The sequence below is a fragment of the Gracilimonas sp. genome, from assembly GCF_035704785.1.
Classification (GTDB): domain Bacteria; phylum Bacteroidota; class Rhodothermia; order Balneolales; family Balneolaceae; genus Gracilimonas.
In genome coordinates, this window is the sequence record NZ_DASSWP010000079.1 from 1 (window position 1) to 21,698 (window position 21,698).

Consider the following 21,698-nt stretch of genomic DNA (forward strand, 5'->3'; position numbering starts at 1 on the left):
CGGTATCATGGATCATACAGTAAGGCCCAATTTTAACATTGTTGCCAATCCGGATTTTATTTTGTGCACAAATGGTAGTGCCAAAATTCACAAACACATCATCCCCGATATCGAGGGTTCCGCCCGGGTAGGAAACGAGGTCACAGGGTACGCTTCTTGAACAGATATTAACATTATCCCCTATATACATTTCACCCAAATTTACTAAATAGGGCTTTTTTTCCACCCTGGGATGCTTTCCAAAGCGGTTGGTTTTCCGTAGGTATAGACGAGATAAAAGCATCCTGAAGAAAAATGAGATCCCTTTTTTGATCAGATATCCAAGTGGATAATCTTTGTCTCTACTTAAGCTTTTACCAATACGGCTAAACAGCCAGTTATTACTGCCCTTTAGCTTTTTAGAAAGCTTGGTTGCAAATGTTATTTTTGACTCTATGGAATGATCAGACATCTCCTGCTCCAGTTTAATCTTACCGGATCTATATTTTTTTAAATATTGATTCGGGTTAGTGTTGTTCAATAATTCTTCTTTTTATTTTTGATCCGCTTACTTCTACATATTCAAAAGGTGTTAGCATCCGTAAACCAAAACTAAGTGCTCCCATGCCATTCTTAATTGTAACCCTGTGAATGTTATATAGAGAATCTCCAAAGCGTAGTGGACCATTATAAACGGTACATCCAAAAGTGAATCTAGCTTCTCTCACCGCGTTTTGTACTTTCTCATTTTCCAGCCCATATGGGTAGCAAAAGCTATACACTTTACTGTTCAATACAGATTCAAGGTTCTTTTTCGATTTGAAAATCTCTTCATGAAGTTTTTCATCATCCAATTCAGTTAATTTACGGTGTGTACAAGAGTGCGCCCCGATTTCAAATCCTTCACTGTGGAGTTCTTGCAACTCACGGTCGTTCATTAGTGGTGCTCGGGGAATAACTTTGGAATCGTCCCATATATTTTCTGTAATACTTCGGTCTCCGAGTGCGAAAATCACAGCCCTCATCCCAAACTCTTTGAGTACAGGATAACCAAGTTCGTAAAAGTCTTTATAGCCATCATCAAAAGTGATGATCACCGGTTTTTTTGGCAACTCGATCTCCTGAAGCAAGTGCAGTCTCAGATCATTAAATGTGATAGGTGTATAATTGAAACTTTCTAAAACCTTGAGATGATCAATAAAGTCTTTTTGAGTTACCGTAGTCCAATGAAAGTTTGATTTTGCTTCCACTGAATCAATTAACCGGTGGTACATAAGAACTTTGATATCCTGAAGGCGTTTGTCTGCTTGTCCCGAAATATTATCCATTATTTTAATGGTCTCTTTATTTACCTGATCTTTGATAGTTAAATTTTCCATAACGTATTGTTTATTATTTTTATAATTCTGAAATATGCCATACCCCTAAAATGACATTTGAATTCAATGGTTTATCGAATTTGGTGCGATCTTTCTCTTAAGTATAAATTCGATGTTCTTGATAATTGGCAATGGGTCATTGACCAGATTTCCCCCTGTCACAAAATCCCCCTTATAGGTACTTGCCCAATCCCGAAATGTTAGTTGTCCTGCCCTTTTGTACTGAAGGAATGCTTTGATATCTTTTCCCAGATCCATAAAGGCAACATTTTTTTTATAACTAACAGGGGTCTCAGGTGAGGTATAATTAATATCTGATCCAGTAAGGTCTTTATAGTATAGAGCAGCTAAGTTCATTCCTGCAGCCGCTCCTAAATAATTCCAAAAGCTGTTACGTACATGTATCTCCATGATCTTAGGTTCACCGGTTACGGAATGTTTCTTGAACTGGACGTTTACCAATCCTTTGAAGTTTAGTTTTTTAACCATATTGATCGTTTGCTTTACGATCTCTTCTTCATGTACAGTTACAACATAGCAACCGGTACCTGCACCAATAGGATATATTCTTCTCTTTTGGGCAATATAAATTCCTTTTAATTCTCCGTCTTTGTTCACATACATGTTCAGGGAATATAAATGGTCATCATCACCAGGAATGAATTCCTGAATAATTGCTCTTGGGGATACCCTTTTTAATTTGGCATATAGTTCATCCAGCTCTTTTAGGTTATTCAAGGTATAGGCTTTTTTGTATTCACCTACAATTTCCAAAAAACTAGAATCCCACCAATCTTGTTTGAAGGCCGGTTTTATGATGCAGGGAAATGGAATATCATTTTTGATCTCTTCATATTCTTTTTCTGTTGAAAAGAAGAAAGATACAGGTGAAGGGAGTCCATACTCTCTAGAAAGGTTGCAGAATTTTCTTTTATCCAATACACCCTCAACCATTTTTTTCTCAGGCATCAAAAAATGGAAGTATGGTTCCAGCCGTTCTCTGTGTTCCGAAAAAAGTAAAATGGCGCGGTCGTCGTCACTTATAAATACTGCTTTTTGATCTATGCTTTTACCATACTCGCATAATTCATCAATGAATTTTTCTGAGGTATATGTACTGAAAGGAACTCGTCTACTTACATATTTTGAATAGAGTGCGGGGTTGTCATTAAAAAAACTTCCGGAATGAACCGGAATACCGGCTTTTCCCAGGCATTGAACAACACCTATTTCACTACAAGCGAGGACGGGGGGTAAATTATTTTTTGTATTCATGGTTATCACCGGTTGACGTTTAGATTTTAATCAGTCTCAAATTTTTGTTTAATAAATCTTGATCTCGTGATCATATATTTGAACATCATTTTTACATTTCCATGCAATTTCTTTTGGACCATTAACAGGTTCCTTTCCTTGTTTAATAGGAAATATGAATAAGAGAGAATGTTTATGAATGATGCTTTTATTTTGTAAAGAATGCTTTTCTGGATGCGGAAAGGAACCGTCCATTTCCAATTTTTAAATGATGTGGAAGTCAGGTCAAATTTGTACTCTTCATCGCCTCTAAGCAGTTCTACAGTTTTATCCCCTTGTTCTGTGCCATCTTTGATCATCAAAGTAAGCAGTCCAATCGCCGGGCGATATTTTGCTGAAGGAGCGTCATATTTAAATCCGGACATGTAGTCGAAATATTTTTTACCAAACTTGAGCGCTATGCGAGTGGCACAGTACCCGTCTTTATCTTTAGCTATTTTGAACCAAATACGATCTTTCTTGTGTGCTTTTTTAAGGAACTCCAGCAAGAATTTTTCAAATCTTTCATCAAAGAAAGCTCCGGGATAACCGGCACTGTTCCATCTTTCCTGATGCATATCACGGAGAATACCAAAGTTCTTTATCAGCTCTTTCTCATTATCTACATCCTGCACTACAAAGCCTTCTTCTTTTCCAATTGCTTTTAGAGACTGCCGTAGCCTTCTCCGTGTATTGGAACTAACTTCATACAGGTAATCATCAAAGGTATTTTTGAATGGAATACTGGGACAGATATCAGATTCATTTAGAAAGAATGAGGTTTTATTCTTTCTAAACATGGGAATGAGTTTTCTTTTTACAAAACTACGGTCATTGATGTGAATACATTCCAAATAATCGTAAGAGTTGGTATAAGTTTGATCATTAAAAACTGAAAAAAGCAGCTGTGCGGTTACGTCTTCAAATTCGGGATCACAAATAATATCCAGAAAATCACTACGGCCATAATTATCGCGAAAGCCTAAAGTTTCATTATGTGAAGTTCCATCCCCCATAAGTTTAAGCCGGCGCTGCAATGTGATACCCATTAGTGAAGATGTCCCTACATAAAAAGGAGCAACACAAATAAGCTGACTATTATTTCTGATAGTGATAATGTGAATGCTACGTTTTGTGTGTTCACCAAAATATTTCCACCAACCAAAAAGCCAGTCAAAACTTGAATAAATTGTGCCCTCAGTTTTGGTGAGAAGCTTATCCCATTCAGATTCAAGGTTTTTAAATCCTTCTTCGGTTTCGAGTATATCTATAGAAAGAGATGTTAAAATAGAATCAAGATTGTGACCATTATATTCAACTTCCGCTGAATCTGAGGTTCTTCCATTTCGAAGTAATGCTTTTTGGATGGATGTTGATTGTGTCATTTTATAAGAATTCTCTTATTTGAATTACTACTTATTTGTTTAATGGATCTGTTTGATTTTGGACATGGGCATTTTGGGCTCTTTTAAATTCCACTTACTTAAAATGGAATTAAAAGCATCGTCCATTTTTTGGCCAATGGCCTTCCATTCGTAATGGTTCTGTATAAGATCGTATCCGTTATCTGTTAGTCTTTTTACCTCTGTATTATCCTTAAGTAGCTTGATCACACTTTCGGCAAATTCTTTTTCTTCATCAGCAACTAGAACGTGCTCATTATGGACCACGTCGATACCTTCACAGCCGATACTTGTGGTTACCACAGGCTTCTTCATTGAAAGCGCTTCAAGGACTTTAAGGCGGGTTCCACCACCCATCCTCAGCGGCACCACATATACTCCTGAACGATATACATAGGGGCGGACATCATCGACAAAACCGGTCACAATAATATTGTCTGAAGCACGGTCTTTAACACTTTGAGCCGGGTTTTTACCAACAACGTATAATTTGACGTCAGGAATTTGTTTACGTATGAGGGGCAGTATAGAATCAATAAAGTAGTTTATTCCATCAAAGTTAGGGACATAGCCCATCATACCGGTAAATACCAATGTATTGGGCTCAACCTCTTTCTGAGAAGGACTAAAGAAATCAGTATCTACTCCATTTGGGATAACATGGATAGGTTTTCCAGGTAAGTGTTCTTGAAAAATACCTTTATCACGTTCACTTGTAGTAAAAATGGCATCCCTTTCAGAAGCAAGGCTAATTTCCTCGATCTTGAACTTTTCATACTCTCGCTTGTAAAAGTATTTTCTAATAGGAGACTTTTCCAGCTGGTACATTCTGAAGAAATTGTCATACTCAACATTATGTGCATCAAGTATGGTTTTTGCATCAGATTTAATATCTAGCTGACATAAAGGTGGGAATTCGAACTGTATCAGGTCAAAATCATCTTGCTCAACCAGATCATCGATCATTTGCTGGAGCGTATTTGATTGAGTTCTGATATACCAGTTACTATGCTTGGTAAACAAAGAATATGTTTGTATCAAACGCTTAAACTTATCTTTAAAAGGACGGTCGGTAAAGAACATTTTGTGTTTGATTCCCGGAAAAGATTCCTGAAGTGATTGTAGATTTCCTTCATCAAAGAATCCGGCCACTGTCAGATCATGATTTTCATAGTTATGTTTTAAAAGATGATACACTCTTAGAGCACCACCAAAAGTAGGTGGAGCGGGGATGTAGGGTATTATATGCAGTATTTTCATATTGTAGTCTCAGACCTTTTGGTTAGATATTTTTTTAGTGATTCCGGGCTAATGTAGCTCAGAACAAAAGTTCTTTCTTTCTCTTCGAGTACACCGAGATTTAAGATGCAAAGCAGATAAGTTATTGCTGCAAGTATGGCGGCTATAATCCAGGGAATGTTCAAAAAGTATCCACCCCACATCACCGCAACCATTATGATGATGGAGACTGATAATGTTGAGAAGTAGCTAAATTTGAGGGCTTTTGTATAATTCTCAGGCAGCATTAATAGTGCAAAAAGTAAAATAAATGCTTCTGTACCGAAGGTGCTTATTGCAGCTCCAATACCTCCATTTCCAAATTGTGCCTGAGAAAATGGGATGAGATAAAAATTTAAAATGACATTAATGAAAATAGCTGCAAGTCCAACGAAAGCCCATTTTTTTTGTTTATCTGTGGCCAAGATGGTGCTTCCCAGAATAAAGTCTATGTATACTAAAGGAATGCTTATGGCAAAGATCTGGAGAATGATAATTGAGGGTTGATATTCTTCTATCCCAAAGAATAATTCTACAATATCTGTACTATAAAATAGTATGCCGGCAGCTACAGGAAATGCGAGTAGCGCCATAAATTTCACACTCTTCTGAAAAGTTACATAAAGCTGATTCTTCTGTTCTACCCACAAGCGTGCAAATATGGGGAACACAACGGTCGTGAAAATGCTGGGAAATACCATTACTATATCAAAGAAACGATAAGAGGCGCCATACCATCCTACAACAGAATCACTGGTCAAGAGTGAAAGCATGATTGCATCAACCCGGTAATAAATAATTGAAAAAAGTGACCACAAGAAATACGGAATGCTAACCTGAATCATCGAAGCGGTCTCTCCCCATTCAACTTTAGGAAAGTGATCAACGATCTTTGGAGAATAGAGCAGTAAAACAATTAAGTTTATCAAAACACCGGCTGCCATGATGAGAGCAACAGCAACCGGTCCAAAGCCCATTAGCAGAGCACTCACCACTAAAGCTGATATGAATACTCGTTCAGCAATAGCGGCAATAGAAGGATATTCCATACGCTCATGTCCCTGAAATCCACTTCTAAGTACTCGTTTAGCTCCTTCCCATAATCTTGAAAATCCTAAAATTATAATAAGAAGTTGAGTTATCGGAGGGTATCCTGCTATATAGGAAAAGACAATCAAAAAGATCATGGCAACAAGCCAAATGACAAAACGCACTACACCAAAGTTAGAAAGAACCTGAGCGGTCTTTGATTTTGTACGCGATACCTCTTTGGGTATTAAATATCCCCCTCCAAAATCAATAAGCACTTCGATCATCATGGAAATTGATAAGGCAATGAATAATTTTCCGTAGTTATCACTTCCCAAATATTTGGGTAAATACATTAACAGGATAAAGCTTGAAGCCCAGGTTACGATCTGAGCACCCATCATAACACTTGTGTTACGGGTTATCGACTCCTGAATTTCATTATATTCGTTGTTTTTTGACATCTATTTAACTTTATTAGGAATCAATTGAGCCATTATTATGAGTGGAATAAACAGGGGAATCTCTATAAAGATCCTTTTCCATTTATTACCTGGATCATTTAGAAAGCGGTACATCCATTCAATCCCTAATTTTCTCATCCATAATGGAGCCCGGGGAAATTCTCCGGACATAAAATCGAATAAACCACCGATCGCAAAGCCAGCTCCTACATTTAGCTTGTCCCGATTTTCCCAGATCCAACGTTCTTGTATGGGAGAACCCAGGCCGACTAAAAGTAAATCCGGGCTTTTACTGTTAATATCATCTATGACCTTTTGCTCTTTTTGGCCCAAAAAATAACCATGGTGATACCCTGCTATATTTAGTTTGGGGAATTGCAGTTGGACCACTTGAGCAGTTTTATTAATGACATGTTCTTCAGCTCCTAAGAGGTAAACTGACCAATTTTCGTGTTCAGCCATCTCGAGTATTTTAGGAGTAAAATCTGTCCCATTTAGATTCTCTACAATTGGATTACCCAATATCTTGCCTGCCCAGTTTAAACCACTACCATCAGGAAGTGTTAAAGCAGCATAATTGAGTTGCTCCATAAGCTGATGATCCTGAAGTGCCAGAAAGATGCTGTGTACATTTGCGAAATAAACGGGTTTCATAATCCCGTCTCTTTTTCTGACCAGTTTTCGTACTTCATCTTTGGCTGTTTCAGTATCTAAGCGGTCTACTCGTACTCCCAAAAAGTAACTTGATTCTATTTTGTTGCTATTCATAGTTATTATCAATTGATTCTGAAATTGCACGTGCTTCTTCATCTTCTTGTGCAATTGCCTTAAGTGCCGGTAATAATCCCATTAATGTCCCCAGATAGATCATGTTTCGGTAATAGGTAAGTTGCAGGTCAAAGTAGGACACAACCATCTGATTGATGACTGCTATGGTAACCATGGCACAAACTGCTTTTAAATATGGATCTTTGAGTTGGTGTAATATTTGTGTCCCCCGAAAAGCAAATGAGTTGAAAAAGATCCAAAACATTAGAAAACCTACTCCACCTGTTTTTATCAGATACCAAAAGATCTCATTATGGGGAATGTAATCTCGTAATGGAAATGAGATATTGGCCAGCTTAAGGGGCATATCATATTTATTGCCAAATCCTATACCTGTGACCGGGTTACGTCTTATGGTTATAGCTAAATTATAATCTTCAAAATCGCGGTATAGATTAGAGTAGTAATCCTGGTAATTAGTCTCTTTATCAGGTTTTACTAAACCACTTTTTATGAGGTTGACTGGTCCGGCAAACCTGGAATTACTGAAGTTCCAAAATATCCCAACATAGATAAGAGCAAGACAAATATATGGAAGCCCTTTTTTTACAAACCGGATCTGTTCAGAAGTTGGGAGCAGGACAAAGAATGTTGCGATGGAGATGATCAAGCCGGCATAAGCTGCTCTCCTTAAACCAACATAAAAGCCAAGAATCAGTGGAATACAAAAAAGTAATACCAGCCATTTTTCTTTTCCTTTAAGACCAAAAATTACCAGGCCTATAGCAAATATGAATATTGTTGATGCAAAAACCGGATCTTCATGATTTGTAAGTGTTTGGAAACCGGCTGTTGAAAACCCTAAAGCAATAAAACGATGAACGGCCTGGAGGGCTTTTAGGGTGATACAAATAATGCTGACCCATACCACAACTTTTATCTGCTTTTTGGTTGTAATGATCTGTGGCACAAACAAGTACATAAAGCAGAGATAGAATAATGCCCGTACTTCCCAAAGGGCTACAAGAAATTCACCTGTTCTGATACCCATTACAAAAGAGTAAATGAAGGTGATTAGAAAAAGAGTGAAAGCCGGCCAAACCGGTATCCCACTAAAGCTTAGATTTCTTTTAAGAGGGAGAGAGAAAAACCAAATCCCAAGCATTAACATTAAATGAAGCTCAATAGGATTTACAACACCTGCAGGTATATATGGTAAATAACTGATTTCTTTAAGATTGCGAAAATAATCTGTAGTGTAGGTAAAAGGCTCAAACCCGGGAATGCCAAACTGATCAAAAAACAATACACAGAATAGAAGAATATAGAAGCTATACTCAATTTTATAGATCGTAATTATAACGAGCATAAAAGGCAGAAGTGCCATGCCCGACGCTATGATGTTGCCATCGGTAAGAAGGAGCATCAAATAGACAAAAGCCAAAGCAGCTGCTGTGATCCAAATGGATGGGGCTGAGTTTTTATTTAATCCAAGTGGACGATATAAAAGCTGATTGAAAAGCCCGTTTGAGTATATGTTCTTAATCAGTTCCATTTTAGTAGAATTGATCAGTGGTATCAGGTTTTTCCATGGTATACATGCCAAAAAGTATCCAAGCCGTTATGAATACAGATAGAATTATAATAACGGATATAGCACCTGCCGATAATTTTTTAAAATACCGGGCACTGAAAATAGTCAGCATATGAAATGCTATCATTCCGATCAGAATAATCACTTGGCTACCTCCATCCGATTGAAGATGAATCCTGTCACCTGATCTTTATTAATATGCCGGAAAATCTCATTTACATCTGAATGCTTTGTACGTGTGGTATCAATTACCGTAATCAGGCCATCAACTTCATTGGCAAAAAGGACAGGAAAGTCTGTAATAGGCAGAATAGGAGACATGTCCACTACTACAAAATCGAATTGCTCTTCCAAGGTACAGATCATATCTCTGACAGCGAGAATATCACTCAATCCAAGCGAGTAATCATTAACATCACCGATAGGCAATAAAAACAGGTGATCATGTGAAGACTGAACAAGCCTGATCTCTTTATTTTTTAAAGCTTCTGATAATCCAGGCTTGGGATCAATATCAAAAATTTTATGAATAGAGGGATTCTTAATATTTAGGTCTATCAGGACAGTATTCTTTTGATAACCTACTGCAAATGAGGTGGCAAGATTGGCCGCAATATGGGTTTTTCCTTCTCCGCTTCTTGCACTGGTTACGCCAAGTGTAAGATTTGGTTTTTTATATTCTTGCGGAAGTTTAGAATAGTTGAAATTATTATAATATTTTTGGTGAACTATGCTCGAGTCTACGTATGTAGAACGGTTTTCATCTATTGTAATGGGCATAAGACTATGATCCGGTTTCCAGATCGACTTTTTTACCCTTTCTAAACTTTTATTTTCTATATGATCAGACATGATTAATAGCTTTTTCCGTCAGTGATGAATGCAATTACAGGTTTATTGTAATGTATAACGTCTTCTTCCTTGCGAATTGTTGTATCAAAAACCTCAGCCACTACAATTGCAAAAGAAGCCAAGAAGAATCCGATAAAAAGACTTCCGATTATAATTAGCGGCCTGTTGGGTGAAGTTGGTTTTTCGGGAAAGTAAGGGGGGTCTATAACTATGAATTGATCCGCTGCTTTTCTTCCAAGATCCCTGGTGGTTTTTGCCTGTTCAAGTTTCACCTTCATTTCGTTATAGAGTTTACGATAAATCCCATAGTCACTTTCAGTACCCTCGTCAATTCGATTGGCAACTACAGCTTCTTCTAAGTTTGAAAGAATGAATGCTCGTTGTTCTTCCATGTCCTGCTTTTTGGTTTCTGTGAATTCCAGCTCTGTTTGAACAGCAGGAGGCATCCGCATAGTTAAGTTTTCAATTTGTTTTACTAAAGATTGAATATTTGGATGCTCCATCGTATACATCTGTTTCTGAGCATCAAATTCCCTGAGAACCGATCTGAGTTCATCAGAGTAAGGCAGGTCCATTAAGGTGATACTATGCAGGTCTTCAATAGCAGCCGGTGAAAGTGCAGAAGGATTTACTTCATTCAGGCTCCGTTGGATTCTTTTTAAGCCTGCAATCTCATTTTCAATTTCGTCAATTTCACGATCAAGGCCCTGCATTTGAATTCTTAAAGCGGTGTTGTCATTAGGAGTTTGTTGTAACCTCTGTTTAGATAGGGATAGAATATTTTCTCTTCTTATTTTTACTTCTTCTTCAAGTTCAGCAAGTTTATCTTCAAAAAAGACAACCGTTTGTTCATTTCTCTGATTTTCGAGATTCAGCCTTGTTTTTATAAAATGATTTGCAATGATTCCTACCCCTTTTTGAGCCCGGTATGGATCAGAGTCGAAATAGTAAATCTCAAAAGAGTCAGAGCCACTAAAAGTTGTTCTGATATTCGTTTTTACTTTTTCGATCAGTTGTTGCTTCTCAATATTTGTTTTGATGTCTTTATCCAGATCCAAAGTGTCAACAAGCATTTCAATAGTGGTACGACTGAAAACGATTTTATTGAATGACTTAAGGCGATCCTCGGAAGCCATATTAACAGCCATTTCATAGAGAATGAGAGGGTTTAGTGTCTCTTCTTTTTGTACGAGTATTGAAATTGAAGAGTGATATTTAGGTGTGATTACATAAGAAGCTGTAATTCCCAATAGCAACATTAATATTGGTACGGCTATCAATAAACGTTTTCTTCTTTTTGCAATCTCTTTAAGATCCTGAACAATTTTTTCAATTTGCCCCATATACTTGAACCCGATTTTTAGATATATCTTTTAACGTTGAGTTGTCGGTATATCAATTGCCGTACCATAATGACCAACTTTCCATTTATTAAATATTTTTAATGTTTGAAGATGGGCCTGGATAATTTTCAAATACTAATGAAAGTAATGTTTATGGCCATTTACTGAATTTAGAGGCGGGTTTTATAGGGTTTTGATTTTAAAAGACTGGATAACCTGGTCAAGGCATGGAGTGGGTTTAATGATCTGATGTAATATTTACACAGTGTAAAATCAGAGTGGGTAAATATTACTCACTCTGATTTTTTTGTGTTTAGAGTTCACTTAGAATAAAAAAATGGAGCTTTATTTATCATTCAAGTCAGTTTGGTAAAAAAAATTCAAGAGAGAATGAACTTGGCACATTAATTGAAGAGGTAACCAAAAGAAATAAAGTTTTACCACTAATTAAATTTAAAAAAGTGCAATTAAGCCAGTTTAAGATCATAGCCATAGGCTTACTTTTATTTATTGTTGGATGCAGTTCATCTCAAAAAGTAGCAGGGGACAAAATAGAATTAGAAGCGCAAAAAGAAATCCAGGGGCAGAATATTTATGACCCGGATGTAATTAATCCTGGAGATGAACTGGAGATCTTGGTTTGGCAAAATGAAGACTTCAACACAAGATCTGTGGTTACCAGTAAAGGAACTGTTGCAATACCTTTAATCGGCGAGGTTATAGTGGCGGGGAAAACAAAAGAAGAATTAGACCGGGAACTCACAGAAAAATTAAGTCGATATATTGCAGGAGAAATTCGTCTAACTATATCTCTAATTTCGCAAAGAGATAACATAATTTCTGTTTTCGGAGCAGTTTCAAGAGCTCAGAACTTTCCGGTTGTTGATAAGATCTCACTTTTTGAATTATTGTCGATGGCAGGCGGGCCATCAATGGACGCAGATTTAAGATATATAAAAGTATATCGCAGAGATGCTACTCCTCAATACTCTACCATTAATCTGAATGAATACCTTGAGATGGGTCAGCTAAACCCGGCTATAAAAGTTGGCCCGGGTGATATAGTTTATGTTCCAAGAGAGAAAAATTTTGTCAGAGAGTTTTCAGGTTTTCTAAGAGATGCTGTTTTGGTATTTGGTCTGTTTAGAGCGGTGAACTAGAATGAAAAAGATTAGAATTAAGTCTATGAAACATTTTGGGAAGGTAATTTCTGTTTTTGCAATAATAATGTTGCTACTTAGCAGTGATGGTTTTGCTCAATTTGGATATAGTTTATTAGTATACCCGAATAGTTCAAGTGCGCGGGATGTTGCTTTAGGAAATGCTACTGGGTCTGATATATCAAATTTTTCAAGTTCATTATTAAATCCTGCCTCACTTTCTTTTAGTGACAAAAGAACGGTTACATATAATAATCATCATTCCTGGACCAATAATATTTATGCACTTGAGTTTGGTTTTCAAAATATGGGCCGTGGGAGGAATTCTTTCTCAGTTAATATGCAATATCTGGGAAATGGGATGAATAAACTTAATTACCTGGGAGATGTAGAGGTCTTTCAACCCTCGGTGGAAAGAATTCAGTTAAGCTTAAGCTATTCTTATTCATTCAGTCCCGTTTTTAGCTTAGGTGCCACGGGAAGAGCCTTTACGGCATGGAATAAATATTATGCTTTAGAAAATGTGAATATAGATTTTGGCGCAATTTACTCACCATCCGATTTACTTAGCTATTCGCTGATTATTAAGGGAGTAGGTCATAGTCTGGGGTATAACAAACTTGGGAATGGAAGGACCATACTTGTACATAAGAATATGGAAGAGAGTATCGAATATGGTGCCAGTCTTAACTTTCCGGAGAAAGGCGAAAGAAGGGTATTGACACTCTACGCTTCTACTGAAACTAAGATAAAAGTAGAAGAAATTTATTACAGGCTCGCTTCAGAATATGTGGTTAATAAAGTGATTGCATTGCGGGTGGGCTATATAAATGGTATTGAAAACTATATGGCCGGCTCAGAAGAGTCAGGTTTTTCAACTGGAGTGGGTTTTAATTTTGGCGGGCTCTCTTTGAATTATTCACTTGCACCAAGTACCAGTTTAAAAGATAGAATCCATCAAATAGGGCTAGTTTTAAAACTATAAAGGTCAGCATGAGCATCATTAAAGAAATAAAATGTGACAAGATATCTCGTCCGGAACTTGAGGCAGCACTCAATAATATGGAAAGCAATTTGATGATCGATATTCTGAACAAGATCATTGAATTGTCGAAAACAGACTCTCATGTGATCATTAGTGGTGAACCGGGCACAGGAAAAGAGTGGGTAGCCAGGCTAATTTGCCATTTAAATGAAAACTTAGATCATGATTTCGGTTATTTGTCTTGTGATCAATTGAAATTATCTGATTTGAATGATGTGCCAGACAAAGATACAGCAAATACCTTTGGATTTTTGGGTCGAAATAGATCTTTGACCGTCATAGTGGATAATTATTCAGAACTTAATTCAGAAGAACAACTGCTGCTTCTTACAAGCTTGATAAAGCTGCAGGAATCAGCATCAGAATCTAAGATAAGGTACATATTTACCGTCCAGAAGCATTGGGAAACTAATGGTTCGAATAATGTTGTATGGCCATATATATATGATCTTTTAAATCCGATCTCAATTATGGTGCCTCCTCTAAGAGAACATAGAGAGGATATTGCCCCACTAGTAAGTCTATTTATCGGTCAACATTTAGAAGGCGTCCATAAGGGTTCTGCGGAGGAAACCATAAAAATATCGGACCAAGCTTTATACAAATGCATCTCATACGATTGGCCGGGTAATGTGAGGCAGCTTAAAAATGCTATCACACATGCCTATTACAGTACTAAAGGAGACATAATTCAACCGGAAGATCTTCCCATTTCTATAGAGATGTCATCATTTTATACTTGTTCAGTTGAGAATAATAAATCCTGGAGTTTCATAAATGCAAAGAGAGGACTATTGAATAAGAGCTTAATTGAGGATACGCAGGATACGGATGGGGAATTAATTTTAGAGTTTAAAAACATTCTTAAGAGAATCATTTCAAAAAAATAAATAATGCTATGGGTACACATATTTTTCAATTTATAATTGCCTTTCTAGCACCGGTAGTTATTGCTATAATTCTTACACCTTGGGTTATAAAATTTGCTTATGTGATTGGCGCTATAGATGAGCCTGACGAAAGAAAAGTTCATCAGAAGATAACCCCAAGATTAGGGGGAATGGTTATTTTTCTTACTCTTGCAATATGCAGTTTATTAGCTTTTCTGTTTTTTGACATGGGGGAGCTCGAAATAGCGCAGCACTACCAAAAGGTAATAATGGTTTCTGTTGCACTGACATTGGTGTTTTTTCTGGGGATCTGGGATGATATCACGCCACTGAAACCAGGGATCAAATTTGGATTACAATTCTTGATAGCAAGTATGGTCTATTTTGCAGGGGTTAAAATTTCTAGTGTTATGAATCCTTTAAATCCATACGTGATCAATGTACAACTCATAGATTACCCCCTTACCATTTTATGGATCGTAGGTATAACAAATGCAATCAACTTGATAGATGGATTAGATGGATTGGCCTCTGGGGTTACTACTATTGCCTGCGTTTCTATCTTTGCAGTTTCAGCACTTACAGGAGAGATTGGCAATGCATATGTTGCCCTTATTTTAGCAGGAAGTTTAGTTGGTTTCTTAAGATATAACTTCAATCCTGCAAAAATCTTTTTGGGAGATTCGGGCAGTCTTCTTTTAGGCTTTCTTGTTGCAGTCTTATCAATTCAAAGTTCCAATAAAGTATCAACAGGTTTTTCGATCTTATTCCCAATTTTAGTGCTTGGATTGCCAATAGCAGATACTTTGATAGCTATGCTCAGGCGTTTCTTAGGTACTTTTTTGGAGAATACACCTCAAAGTCCGGCTATAAAACGACGAATTCATAAAATGTTTTTGCCTGATAAATCCCATATCCATCATCAACTGCTACAGCATGGTTTAACACACCGCAACACCGTTATTCTGCTTTATGTAATCTCGAGTGTTTTTGCCTTATCTGCATTTAGTATCACAATTATAGATTCATATAACAAAGCGATCATAGCTCTGGCAATTACAGCTATAATTATTTTTATGGGTATCAAAAAACTCAAATACAGAGAGATTGATGTTTTGCATAATGGAATCTTTCTTCCATTCTATGAACGGTTTTGGTTGAACAGGTCAGTTTATAAGAGTCTTTTTGATCTGTTTTTTATATCGGCTGCTTTTACGATTTCCTTCTTCGTTGTGCAATGGACAAATTCAAACTTAGTTAATATTCAACAGTTTCAAATTGCATTGGTTGCCGTTTGCTCATTACAAATGTTTATTTTTTGGATATCCGGTCTATATCGAGATTCGTACGAGGTTATTGGGTTAGGTGATGCTCTTAAAATTGCTAAATATGTAGGTTACGCTGTAGCAGCTATTATTCCAGTATTCATTATGTTCTTTAATTCCGGCCCGGAATTCTTAATTCAATTTTTTATTCTGAATTTTTACTTGCTGCTTACTTTTATACTTGGTTTCAGGATATCATACCAGGCACTTAAGTATTTATTTTTTAGAACTAACAGGGCAGAGAAAAAAGTCCTGATATATGGAGCTAATAATTTTGGAAATATGCTTTTAGATCAGCTCATGTCCAGTAAAAATCAAAAGTATAATGTGCTTGGATTTATTGATGAAAATCATGAAAAAGAGGGAACATTATTGAATGGGTTTCAGGTTTTTGGGGGGCATTGGAAATTAGAAAGGCTTTACAACTCAGAGAAGTTTGACATGATCTTAATGACTGACGAAAAAGTAAAACCTGAGGTAATGAGAAGGATCAAAGGATTCTCAGATAGAAAAAAAATTCCGATTCTGAAATTTCAACTTGATTTTGAGTCTGTTACAGGAAACAGTACTACTTATGCTAATAATATTCTGGTATCAGAACAGATGGCATTTCCGGGATGAAGATAGATAGATTTTATTCAGATGTTAGGTCAGTTGTGAAGAATGTAATAATTATTGCATTGGGTTTGACCTTAATCTCCTCATGTTCCCTTTTTCATGAACCTAAAAAAGATCCTTTAGATTCGGGTGAGATCTGGGCTTCTGCTTACCTTGCTTCATGGCATCATCGTGTGAATGGGACCGTTGACGGGAAAACCTGGGGGAATCTGTATACTGAAGATATTGACTGGGAAGCATTCACACATCTATTTTACTTTAACTTGCTTCCTAATCCCGATGGCACATTACCGCCTGTTATAGACTATGAAAATGTAAATCCTGATCGGGTTATTTCGATTGTTGAATCAGCACACCAACATAATAAACCTATTTTGATATCAATTGGTGGTTTTAACAGTAGGGATGAGTTTGTTAGCGCTTTTTCTGATGACAACAGAGATTTTTTTATACAAAATTTAGTGGATTTTGTTAATACCTGGGGGTTCGATGGAATTGATTTGGACATGCAGCCTCTTGAAGCTACGGATGCGGATGGTGTAATACAGTTTGTAAATCAGCTACATGCTGCACTTCAGGATGTGTCTACTCCAATTTTAGATAAGCCATTACTTACAGCTTCTGTGGTAGGAAGTGCTGAAATATATGCTCAGGTTCAGGAAAAATTTGATCAAATAAATATCGCCACTTACAACATGAGCCGGCCGTTTCAAGGATGGGTAACCTGGCATAATACACCGCTGTATAATGGGGGGCATACTTTCCCTATGTCCGGAAATTTCCCTCTCCCATCAATTGAACTGAAAATGCAAGACTATCTAACTGCAGGTATTGAAAGAAAAAAATTGGGAATAGCAGCAAGTTTTTACGGATACGAATGGAGTGGAGTGTCGAGCCCAAGAGAAGGCTGGGATAATAATAACGTCCCAACTGTTCCATGGTATGGAGGGACACCATATTTTGAATTAGCTGAGAAGTATGATTTAGAAAACCCTTTATGGGATAAGGATGCAAGAGTCCCGTATTTAAGTATAACTGATCCAGAGACTTTTGTCTCTTTTGATAATGTGCGTTCAATAGAGGAAAAAATAGATTTTGTTAGAAGCGAAGGTCTGGGCGGACTACTAATTTGGGAAATTGCGGGGGGATTCAGGGAAAATGAAGATCCTAATAAAAAAGATGTATTGCTTCAAGCCGTTAAAACTAAGTTGAATCAGTTTAATTAATTTTGAATAGAAAAATATTAAGAGTAAATGGGACTATTTTTTTTAGGGAACATTTTATTTACAATATCAGTAGTAATAAACTTGGGTGTCTTTAACAGGAAATTTAATACTAATGCCATGCGATATATTATAAGCTCAATTTTTATTGTTCTGATTTTTATCCAATGTTCGATAAACAACTCAAAATCTGATGATAAAGGTAATCAAGATGATCTTGGTATGTGGGTTTCCGGTTATGTAGCCAGTTGGAATTATAATGTGGGAGGCCATGGAAATTGGGGGAATACCCAACGGGATGAACTGAATTGGGATGCTTTCACTCATGGTATATTTTTTGCCCAAACAATTTCAGGATCTACTTGTGCTCCCAATGAAGCTGAAGCCTGGGAAAATGTCTCTCCCGACCGCTTGAATGCTTTTGTGGAGGATGCCAATACCCATGGGGTTCCCGCTATCATGTCTTTCGGGGGCGCCGGTAATGAAGCCTTCGCAGAGTGCATTGAAAATCAACCGGAAGTCATTGCCAACGGGATCGCTGATTTTGTCGAGCAGTGGGGATTTGACGGGGCAGATATTGATCCTGAGCCCGCTCCTCAACCCGAAAGCTTCCAGGTTTTTATGCAGCACCTTCGTGACCGGCTCCCGGATGCGATAATGACCGGGGCTGCCATGTCAGGAGCCGATGACGCCTTTGCTGCTACCCACGAACATTTTGACCAGATCAATATTATGAGCTACGATCTCTCCGGAGCCTGGCAGGGGTGGTACAGCTGGCACAACTCCGCTGTATACAATCCATCCGGGGGAAGTGAGGTGGTGACAATTCCCGGCTCCGGTACTGAATATCCTAATATCGAGCAATTGGTGAACCGGTTTCACCAGGCCGGGATCCCCCTTGAAAAACTAGGTTTTGGCATTGACCTGTACGGGTATGTGTGGACGGGAGTGAATGCCCCGCAACAAGATGCGGACGGAGCCACACGGAGGTTTGGAGAAACCAGCTATGATGATCTGGTGGATGAATTCCCGGGTATTGCAAGTAACCCGCAGTGGGATGAACAGGCACAGGCGGCATGGTATGGCACCGACGACCAGTTTGTAAGCTTTGATAACGAGCAAACTATCGATGCAAAGTTTGACTATGCACGGTCAAAAGGTGTAGGGGGTATGATTGTTTGGGAGATAACCGGATCCGAAGGTCTAACCTCACATATTGCAAACAAGATCAGAAACTAACACGCATTGAACTACAAAAAACTAAAAGGTACTACCTAATGGATGGTATCGTATTTTTGTAATTTATTATGTAGAGTTTTTCTGCTAAAGCCCAATATATTGGCAGCTTCAGATTTATTATTGTTAACAGAAGTCAGAGTTTGTCTAATAACTTTCTTTTCGATTTCATCTAATGATGTGCCTATCTCAACCTCTATATAATTTCTGTTTGCTGAACTTTCTGAATTTGTTTGCCTGTTTTCAGATAGTTGGGCAGATTGAGAAGAAATGTGATTTGGAAGTATTTCCTTATTGATTCTTCCGTTATTAGATAAGACTACACACCTTTCTATGATATTTTTTAGTTCTCTAACATTTCCCGGCCAGTTATAGTTTTTGAGAGCTCTAATGCACTCTTCTTCTATATAAAGCTTTTCAATACCATATTTTTCAGAAAATAATTTTAAAAAATGGTCTGTAAGCAGTGGAATATCCACTCGTCTATGCCTTAAAGCTGGCACATACAATTCAATTACGTTTAAACGATAAAAGAGATCTTCTCTAAAATCACCTGATTTTATAGAATCGTGCAGGATGATATTAGTGGCGGAAATTATTCTTACGTCTACTTTTACCTCTTCTTTCCCCCCCAGCCGCCGAAAAGTTTGATATTCTACAGCACGAAGCAACTTGACTTGGGCTCTTGGGGAAAGTTCTCCTAATTCATCTAAGAAAAGTGTTCCACCATTCGCTAATTCGAAAGCTCCTTCTTTTGTTTTTTCAGCTCCTGTAAAAGCTCCCTGTTCGTATCCAAAGAGCTCGCTTTCTATCAGGTCATCAGGAATAGCTCCACAATTTACAGTAACAAATGGTTTTATTGCTACTACTTCTTTTGGTGCAGAGTTGTTGTGAATAAAGTTAGCCAAAACCTCTTTTCCGGTTCCATTTTCTCCGGTAATTAAAACAGGAACACGAGCTTTTGCAATAACCAAAGCTTTGCGTTTGATCTCCTCGACCTCCGGATTTTGTGTAATCCATGCAGTATTATTGCTCGACATAATATCTCCCAAACACAGAAGTATTATCTATAGTACTTATACCCATATAAAATTCCCCAAAACTTAAAAAGCCTAAAACTATTCTGACTCATGCGTAACAGCTACCCAAAAGCTGTTTGCCAACGCAGTGGATGAACGTATAACAAATTGAGGAAATGTCACATGAGAATTTTTTAATATTTAGTATTGGTGATATTTGGAAAGTTCACACAAAGAAAATAACCATTCCTGCATATGAAATGACGGCAAGGGTTCCGGCGAGAATTGCGAGTGGGAACTGAGTCTGAACGTGGTCCATCAGATCGCAACCGGTGGCGAGTGAGGAGAGGATTGTGGTGTCAGAAATGGGCGAACATTGGTCTCCAAAAACGGAGCCGCCAATTACTGCTGAGAAGCAGAGGGTGAGGAAAAATGGATCGGGTATTACAGCCCATGCCAATGGGATAGCTACGGGGAATACTACTGCATATGTACCCCATGATGTGCCGGTAGAAAATGCAATAAGCATACATAAGATCATCAATAAGCCGGGCAGCAGAAATGGAGGGATAACATCACCTACCAAGTCAACCACATATGGTGCGGTTCCGACAGCATCTGCTACTTCTTTGAGGGTTACAGCCAGTGCTAGAATTATGGCGCCAATGGTTACTCCCTTACAACCATCAATAAATCCGTCAATTACTTCCTGAAGTTTCATCCCCTTTGTAAGAGCAATTCCAAAGCCAACCAATACTGCCAGAATAAAAGCTTCGGCTATAAGTAAAATTGCATTCTCTCCCATATTCAAGAAAAACCGGGTTACGATATATGGAATGATGGCAACGCCAAGCAGCGTGCCAATGGGGCCAAAAAAATCAATTAATCCCGGGTTATAGTTTTCGGGTATTTTGCTTTGCGTAAGTTCATCGGCGGCCATGGGTGTTGCGCCTTCACGGTCGAGTCCATTTCCGGAACGAGCCCGTTTTATTGCAGCCCTCATTTTTTTTCCGGGAACGTAAGGAAATTTATCCCATGCAAAAAGAAGAGTAATCAAAATGGCGAAGATGGCATAAAAGTTATAAGGAAGTGCGGTAAAGAAAAATGCGATGCTTTCCTGCGTAGTTTCGAACATGGGTAAGGTGCCGATGATCAAACCACCCACATAGAAAGGCCAAACGTTAAACGGGATAAGTGTTGCTGCAGGGGAAGCTGTGGAATCTACCATGTAGGCTAATTCTTCATGAGATACCCGGTGTTTATCTGCAATGGGCCGTACGGTAGCTCCTGTTAGAACGGTACTGATTGTTCCTCCCTGATGGAAAATGAGTCCCATCATCCACGTAAAGAATTTTGCTGTTTGAGGTCCTCGTACCATTTTTTCACTGGCCCATGCGGCAAATTTCTCGGCTCCACCGGTGCGGGTCCAGATACCGATCAAACCACCTAGTGCCCATAAGTACACAATAATGATCAGAGCAAAACTCTCGGTTCCTACTGAAGGAATAAGAAAATCCTGAACAATATTGAGCTGGCCTGAGATGACTCCTCCCAGACAGATACCAATAAAAAGAGAACTCACCACTTCCCGTGTATAGAAAGCTAAAACAATAGCGAACAACGGTGGCATAATAGACCAAAAACCATAGTGACCATTTTGCTCTGGAAATAACTCATAGGTTCCGGCGTATACCCCGGCTATAATTAGAGCAAATATCGCCCCCACTCCAATTTTTCGTCGTGTCTCAGGGTCTTGCCATTTCTTTTTAGTTCCGGCGAAGTCATTGCTCATAGATTTTT

Annotated in this window: 18 protein-coding genes; 6 read left to right on the top strand and 12 right to left on the bottom strand. The window is 38.0% G+C overall.

Annotation, left to right across the window (positions count from 1 at the left end):
- From VFM80_RS04460 to VFM80_RS04505, 10 genes are all read right to left on the bottom strand, one after another.
- Positions 1-520: acyltransferase (locus VFM80_RS04460; protein ID WP_395069965.1), on the bottom strand; the 520-nt coding region annotated here is incomplete at its 3' end.
- Complete coding sequence (locus VFM80_RS04465; RefSeq protein WP_395069967.1) at positions 507-1,358, bottom strand: polysaccharide deacetylase family protein; 852 nt, start codon at positions 1,356-1,358, stop codon at positions 507-509. The genes VFM80_RS04465 and VFM80_RS04460, both read right to left, overlap by 14 nt.
- Before the next feature lie 63 nt (positions 1,359-1,421).
- On the bottom strand, positions 1,422-2,633 hold the full coding sequence (locus VFM80_RS04470; protein ID WP_395069969.1) for an ATP-grasp domain-containing protein: 1,212 nt from the start codon (positions 2,631-2,633) through the stop codon (positions 1,422-1,424).
- A gap of 26 nt (positions 2,634-2,659) precedes the next feature.
- The gene (locus tag VFM80_RS04475; protein ID WP_395069971.1) at positions 2,660-4,036 is read right to left on the bottom strand and encodes a GNAT family N-acetyltransferase; all 1,377 of its coding nucleotides are present in this window, start codon (positions 4,034-4,036) and stop codon (positions 2,660-2,662) included.
- A gap of 39 nt (positions 4,037-4,075) precedes the next feature.
- Positions 4,076-5,314 (bottom strand): glycosyltransferase, encoded by a 1,239-nt coding sequence (locus VFM80_RS04480; RefSeq protein WP_395069973.1) that lies wholly within the window; start codon positions 5,312-5,314, stop codon positions 4,076-4,078.
- Positions 5,311-6,825, bottom strand: coding sequence for a flippase (locus VFM80_RS04485; protein ID WP_395069975.1), 1,515 nt, complete (start codon positions 6,823-6,825; stop codon positions 5,311-5,313). The genes VFM80_RS04480 and VFM80_RS04485 overlap by 4 nt, the downstream gene beginning before the upstream one ends.
- Positions 6,826-7,593 (bottom strand): WecB/TagA/CpsF family glycosyltransferase, encoded by a 768-nt coding sequence (locus VFM80_RS04490; RefSeq protein ID WP_395069977.1) that lies wholly within the window; start codon positions 7,591-7,593, stop codon positions 6,826-6,828.
- The gene (locus VFM80_RS04495) at positions 7,586-9,148 is read right to left on the bottom strand and encodes an O-antigen ligase family protein (protein WP_395069979.1); all 1,563 of its coding nucleotides are present in this window, start codon (positions 9,146-9,148) and stop codon (positions 7,586-7,588) included. The genes VFM80_RS04490 and VFM80_RS04495 overlap by 8 nt, the downstream gene beginning before the upstream one ends.
- A gap of 180 nt (positions 9,149-9,328) precedes the next feature.
- A complete protein-coding gene (locus tag VFM80_RS04500; protein WP_395069981.1) occupies positions 9,329-10,039 on the bottom strand; it encodes a tyrosine-protein kinase family protein in 711 nt (236 codons plus the stop codon).
- Positions 10,040-10,041: 2 nt separating this feature from the next.
- Positions 10,042-11,382 (bottom strand): GumC family protein, encoded by a 1,341-nt coding sequence (locus tag VFM80_RS04505; protein WP_395069983.1) that lies wholly within the window; start codon positions 11,380-11,382, stop codon positions 10,042-10,044.
- Positions 11,383-11,843: 461 nt separating this feature from the next.
- Here VFM80_RS04505 and VFM80_RS04510 point away from each other — a divergent pair, with 461 nt between their 5' ends.
- From VFM80_RS04510 to VFM80_RS04535, 6 genes are all read left to right on the top strand, one after another.
- Positions 11,844-12,542 (top strand): polysaccharide biosynthesis/export family protein, encoded by a 699-nt coding sequence (locus VFM80_RS04510; RefSeq protein WP_395069985.1) that lies wholly within the window; start codon positions 11,844-11,846, stop codon positions 12,540-12,542.
- Position 12,543: 1 nt separating this feature from the next.
- On the top strand, positions 12,544-13,527 hold the full coding sequence (locus tag VFM80_RS04515) for a hypothetical protein (protein ID WP_395069987.1): 984 nt from the start codon (positions 12,544-12,546) through the stop codon (positions 13,525-13,527).
- An 8-nt stretch (positions 13,528-13,535) separates the two neighbouring features.
- Complete coding sequence (locus VFM80_RS04520; RefSeq protein WP_395069989.1) at positions 13,536-14,477, top strand: sigma 54-interacting transcriptional regulator; 942 nt, start codon at positions 13,536-13,538, stop codon at positions 14,475-14,477.
- Positions 14,478-14,485: 8 nt separating this feature from the next.
- Positions 14,486-16,423 (top strand): hypothetical protein, encoded by a 1,938-nt coding sequence (locus tag VFM80_RS04525; RefSeq protein WP_395069991.1) that lies wholly within the window; start codon positions 14,486-14,488, stop codon positions 16,421-16,423.
- Positions 16,420-17,646, top strand: a complete 1,227-nt coding sequence (locus tag VFM80_RS04530) for a glycoside hydrolase family 18 protein (RefSeq protein ID WP_395069993.1) — start codon at positions 16,420-16,422, stop codon at positions 17,644-17,646. The genes VFM80_RS04525 and VFM80_RS04530 overlap by 4 nt, the downstream gene beginning before the upstream one ends.
- A gap of 117 nt (positions 17,647-17,763) precedes the next feature.
- The gene (locus tag VFM80_RS04535; protein WP_395069995.1) at positions 17,764-18,882 is read left to right on the top strand and encodes a glycosyl hydrolase family 18 protein; all 1,119 of its coding nucleotides are present in this window, start codon (positions 17,764-17,766) and stop codon (positions 18,880-18,882) included.
- A 35-nt stretch (positions 18,883-18,917) separates the two neighbouring features.
- On the opposite strand, the gene VFM80_RS04540 is transcribed toward VFM80_RS04535, so the two are convergent.
- Both VFM80_RS04540 and VFM80_RS04545 read right to left on the bottom strand, forming a co-directional pair.
- Positions 18,918-19,919, bottom strand: coding sequence for a sigma-54 interaction domain-containing protein (locus tag VFM80_RS04540; RefSeq protein ID WP_395069997.1), 1,002 nt, complete (start codon positions 19,917-19,919; stop codon positions 18,918-18,920).
- A 205-nt stretch (positions 19,920-20,124) separates the two neighbouring features.
- The gene (locus VFM80_RS04545) at positions 20,125-21,690 is read right to left on the bottom strand and encodes a Na+/H+ antiporter NhaC family protein (RefSeq protein ID WP_395069999.1); all 1,566 of its coding nucleotides are present in this window, start codon (positions 21,688-21,690) and stop codon (positions 20,125-20,127) included.
- Positions 21,691-21,698 lie beyond the last annotated feature (8 nt).

What these genes read in the sequence shown, in the direction of transcription:
- VFM80_RS04465 (WP_395069967.1), bottom strand. Translation starts at nt 1,358, where the DNA reads ATGGAAAATTTAACTATCAAAGATCAGGTAAATAAAGAGACCATTAAA.
- VFM80_RS04470 (WP_395069969.1), bottom strand. Translation starts at nt 2,633, where the DNA reads ATGAATACAAAAAATAATTTACCCCCCGTCCTCGCTTGTAGTGAAATA.
- VFM80_RS04475 (WP_395069971.1), bottom strand. Translation starts at nt 4,036, where the DNA reads ATGACACAATCAACATCCATCCAAAAAGCATTACTTCGAAATGGAAGA.
- VFM80_RS04480 (WP_395069973.1), bottom strand. Translation starts at nt 5,314, where the DNA reads ATGAAAATACTGCATATAATACCCTACATCCCCGCTCCACCTACTTTT.
- VFM80_RS04485 (WP_395069975.1), bottom strand. Translation starts at nt 6,825, where the DNA reads ATGTCAAAAAACAACGAATATAATGAAATTCAGGAGTCGATAACCCGT.
- VFM80_RS04490 (WP_395069977.1), bottom strand. Translation starts at nt 7,593, where the DNA reads ATGAATAGCAACAAAATAGAATCAAGTTACTTTTTGGGAGTACGAGTA.
- VFM80_RS04495 (WP_395069979.1), bottom strand. Translation starts at nt 9,148, where the DNA reads ATGGAACTGATTAAGAACATATACTCAAACGGGCTTTTCAATCAGCTT.
- VFM80_RS04500 (WP_395069981.1), bottom strand. Translation starts at nt 10,039, where the DNA reads ATGTCTGATCATATAGAAAATAAAAGTTTAGAAAGGGTAAAAAAGTCG.
- VFM80_RS04505 (WP_395069983.1), bottom strand. Translation starts at nt 11,382, where the DNA reads ATGGGGCAAATTGAAAAAATTGTTCAGGATCTTAAAGAGATTGCAAAA.
- VFM80_RS04515 (WP_395069987.1), top strand. Translation starts at nt 12,544, where the DNA reads ATGAAAAAGATTAGAATTAAGTCTATGAAACATTTTGGGAAGGTAATT.
- VFM80_RS04520 (WP_395069989.1), top strand. Translation starts at nt 13,536, where the DNA reads ATGAGCATCATTAAAGAAATAAAATGTGACAAGATATCTCGTCCGGAA.
- VFM80_RS04525 (WP_395069991.1), top strand. Translation starts at nt 14,486, where the DNA reads ATGGGTACACATATTTTTCAATTTATAATTGCCTTTCTAGCACCGGTA.
- VFM80_RS04530 (WP_395069993.1), top strand. Translation starts at nt 16,420, where the DNA reads ATGAAGATAGATAGATTTTATTCAGATGTTAGGTCAGTTGTGAAGAAT.
- VFM80_RS04535 (WP_395069995.1), top strand. Translation starts at nt 17,764, where the DNA reads ATGCGATATATTATAAGCTCAATTTTTATTGTTCTGATTTTTATCCAA.
- VFM80_RS04540 (WP_395069997.1), bottom strand. Translation starts at nt 19,919, where the DNA reads ATGTCGAGCAATAATACTGCATGGATTACACAAAATCCGGAGGTCGAG.
- VFM80_RS04545 (WP_395069999.1), bottom strand. Translation starts at nt 21,690, where the DNA reads ATGAGCAATGACTTCGCCGGAACTAAAAAGAAATGGCAAGACCCTGAG.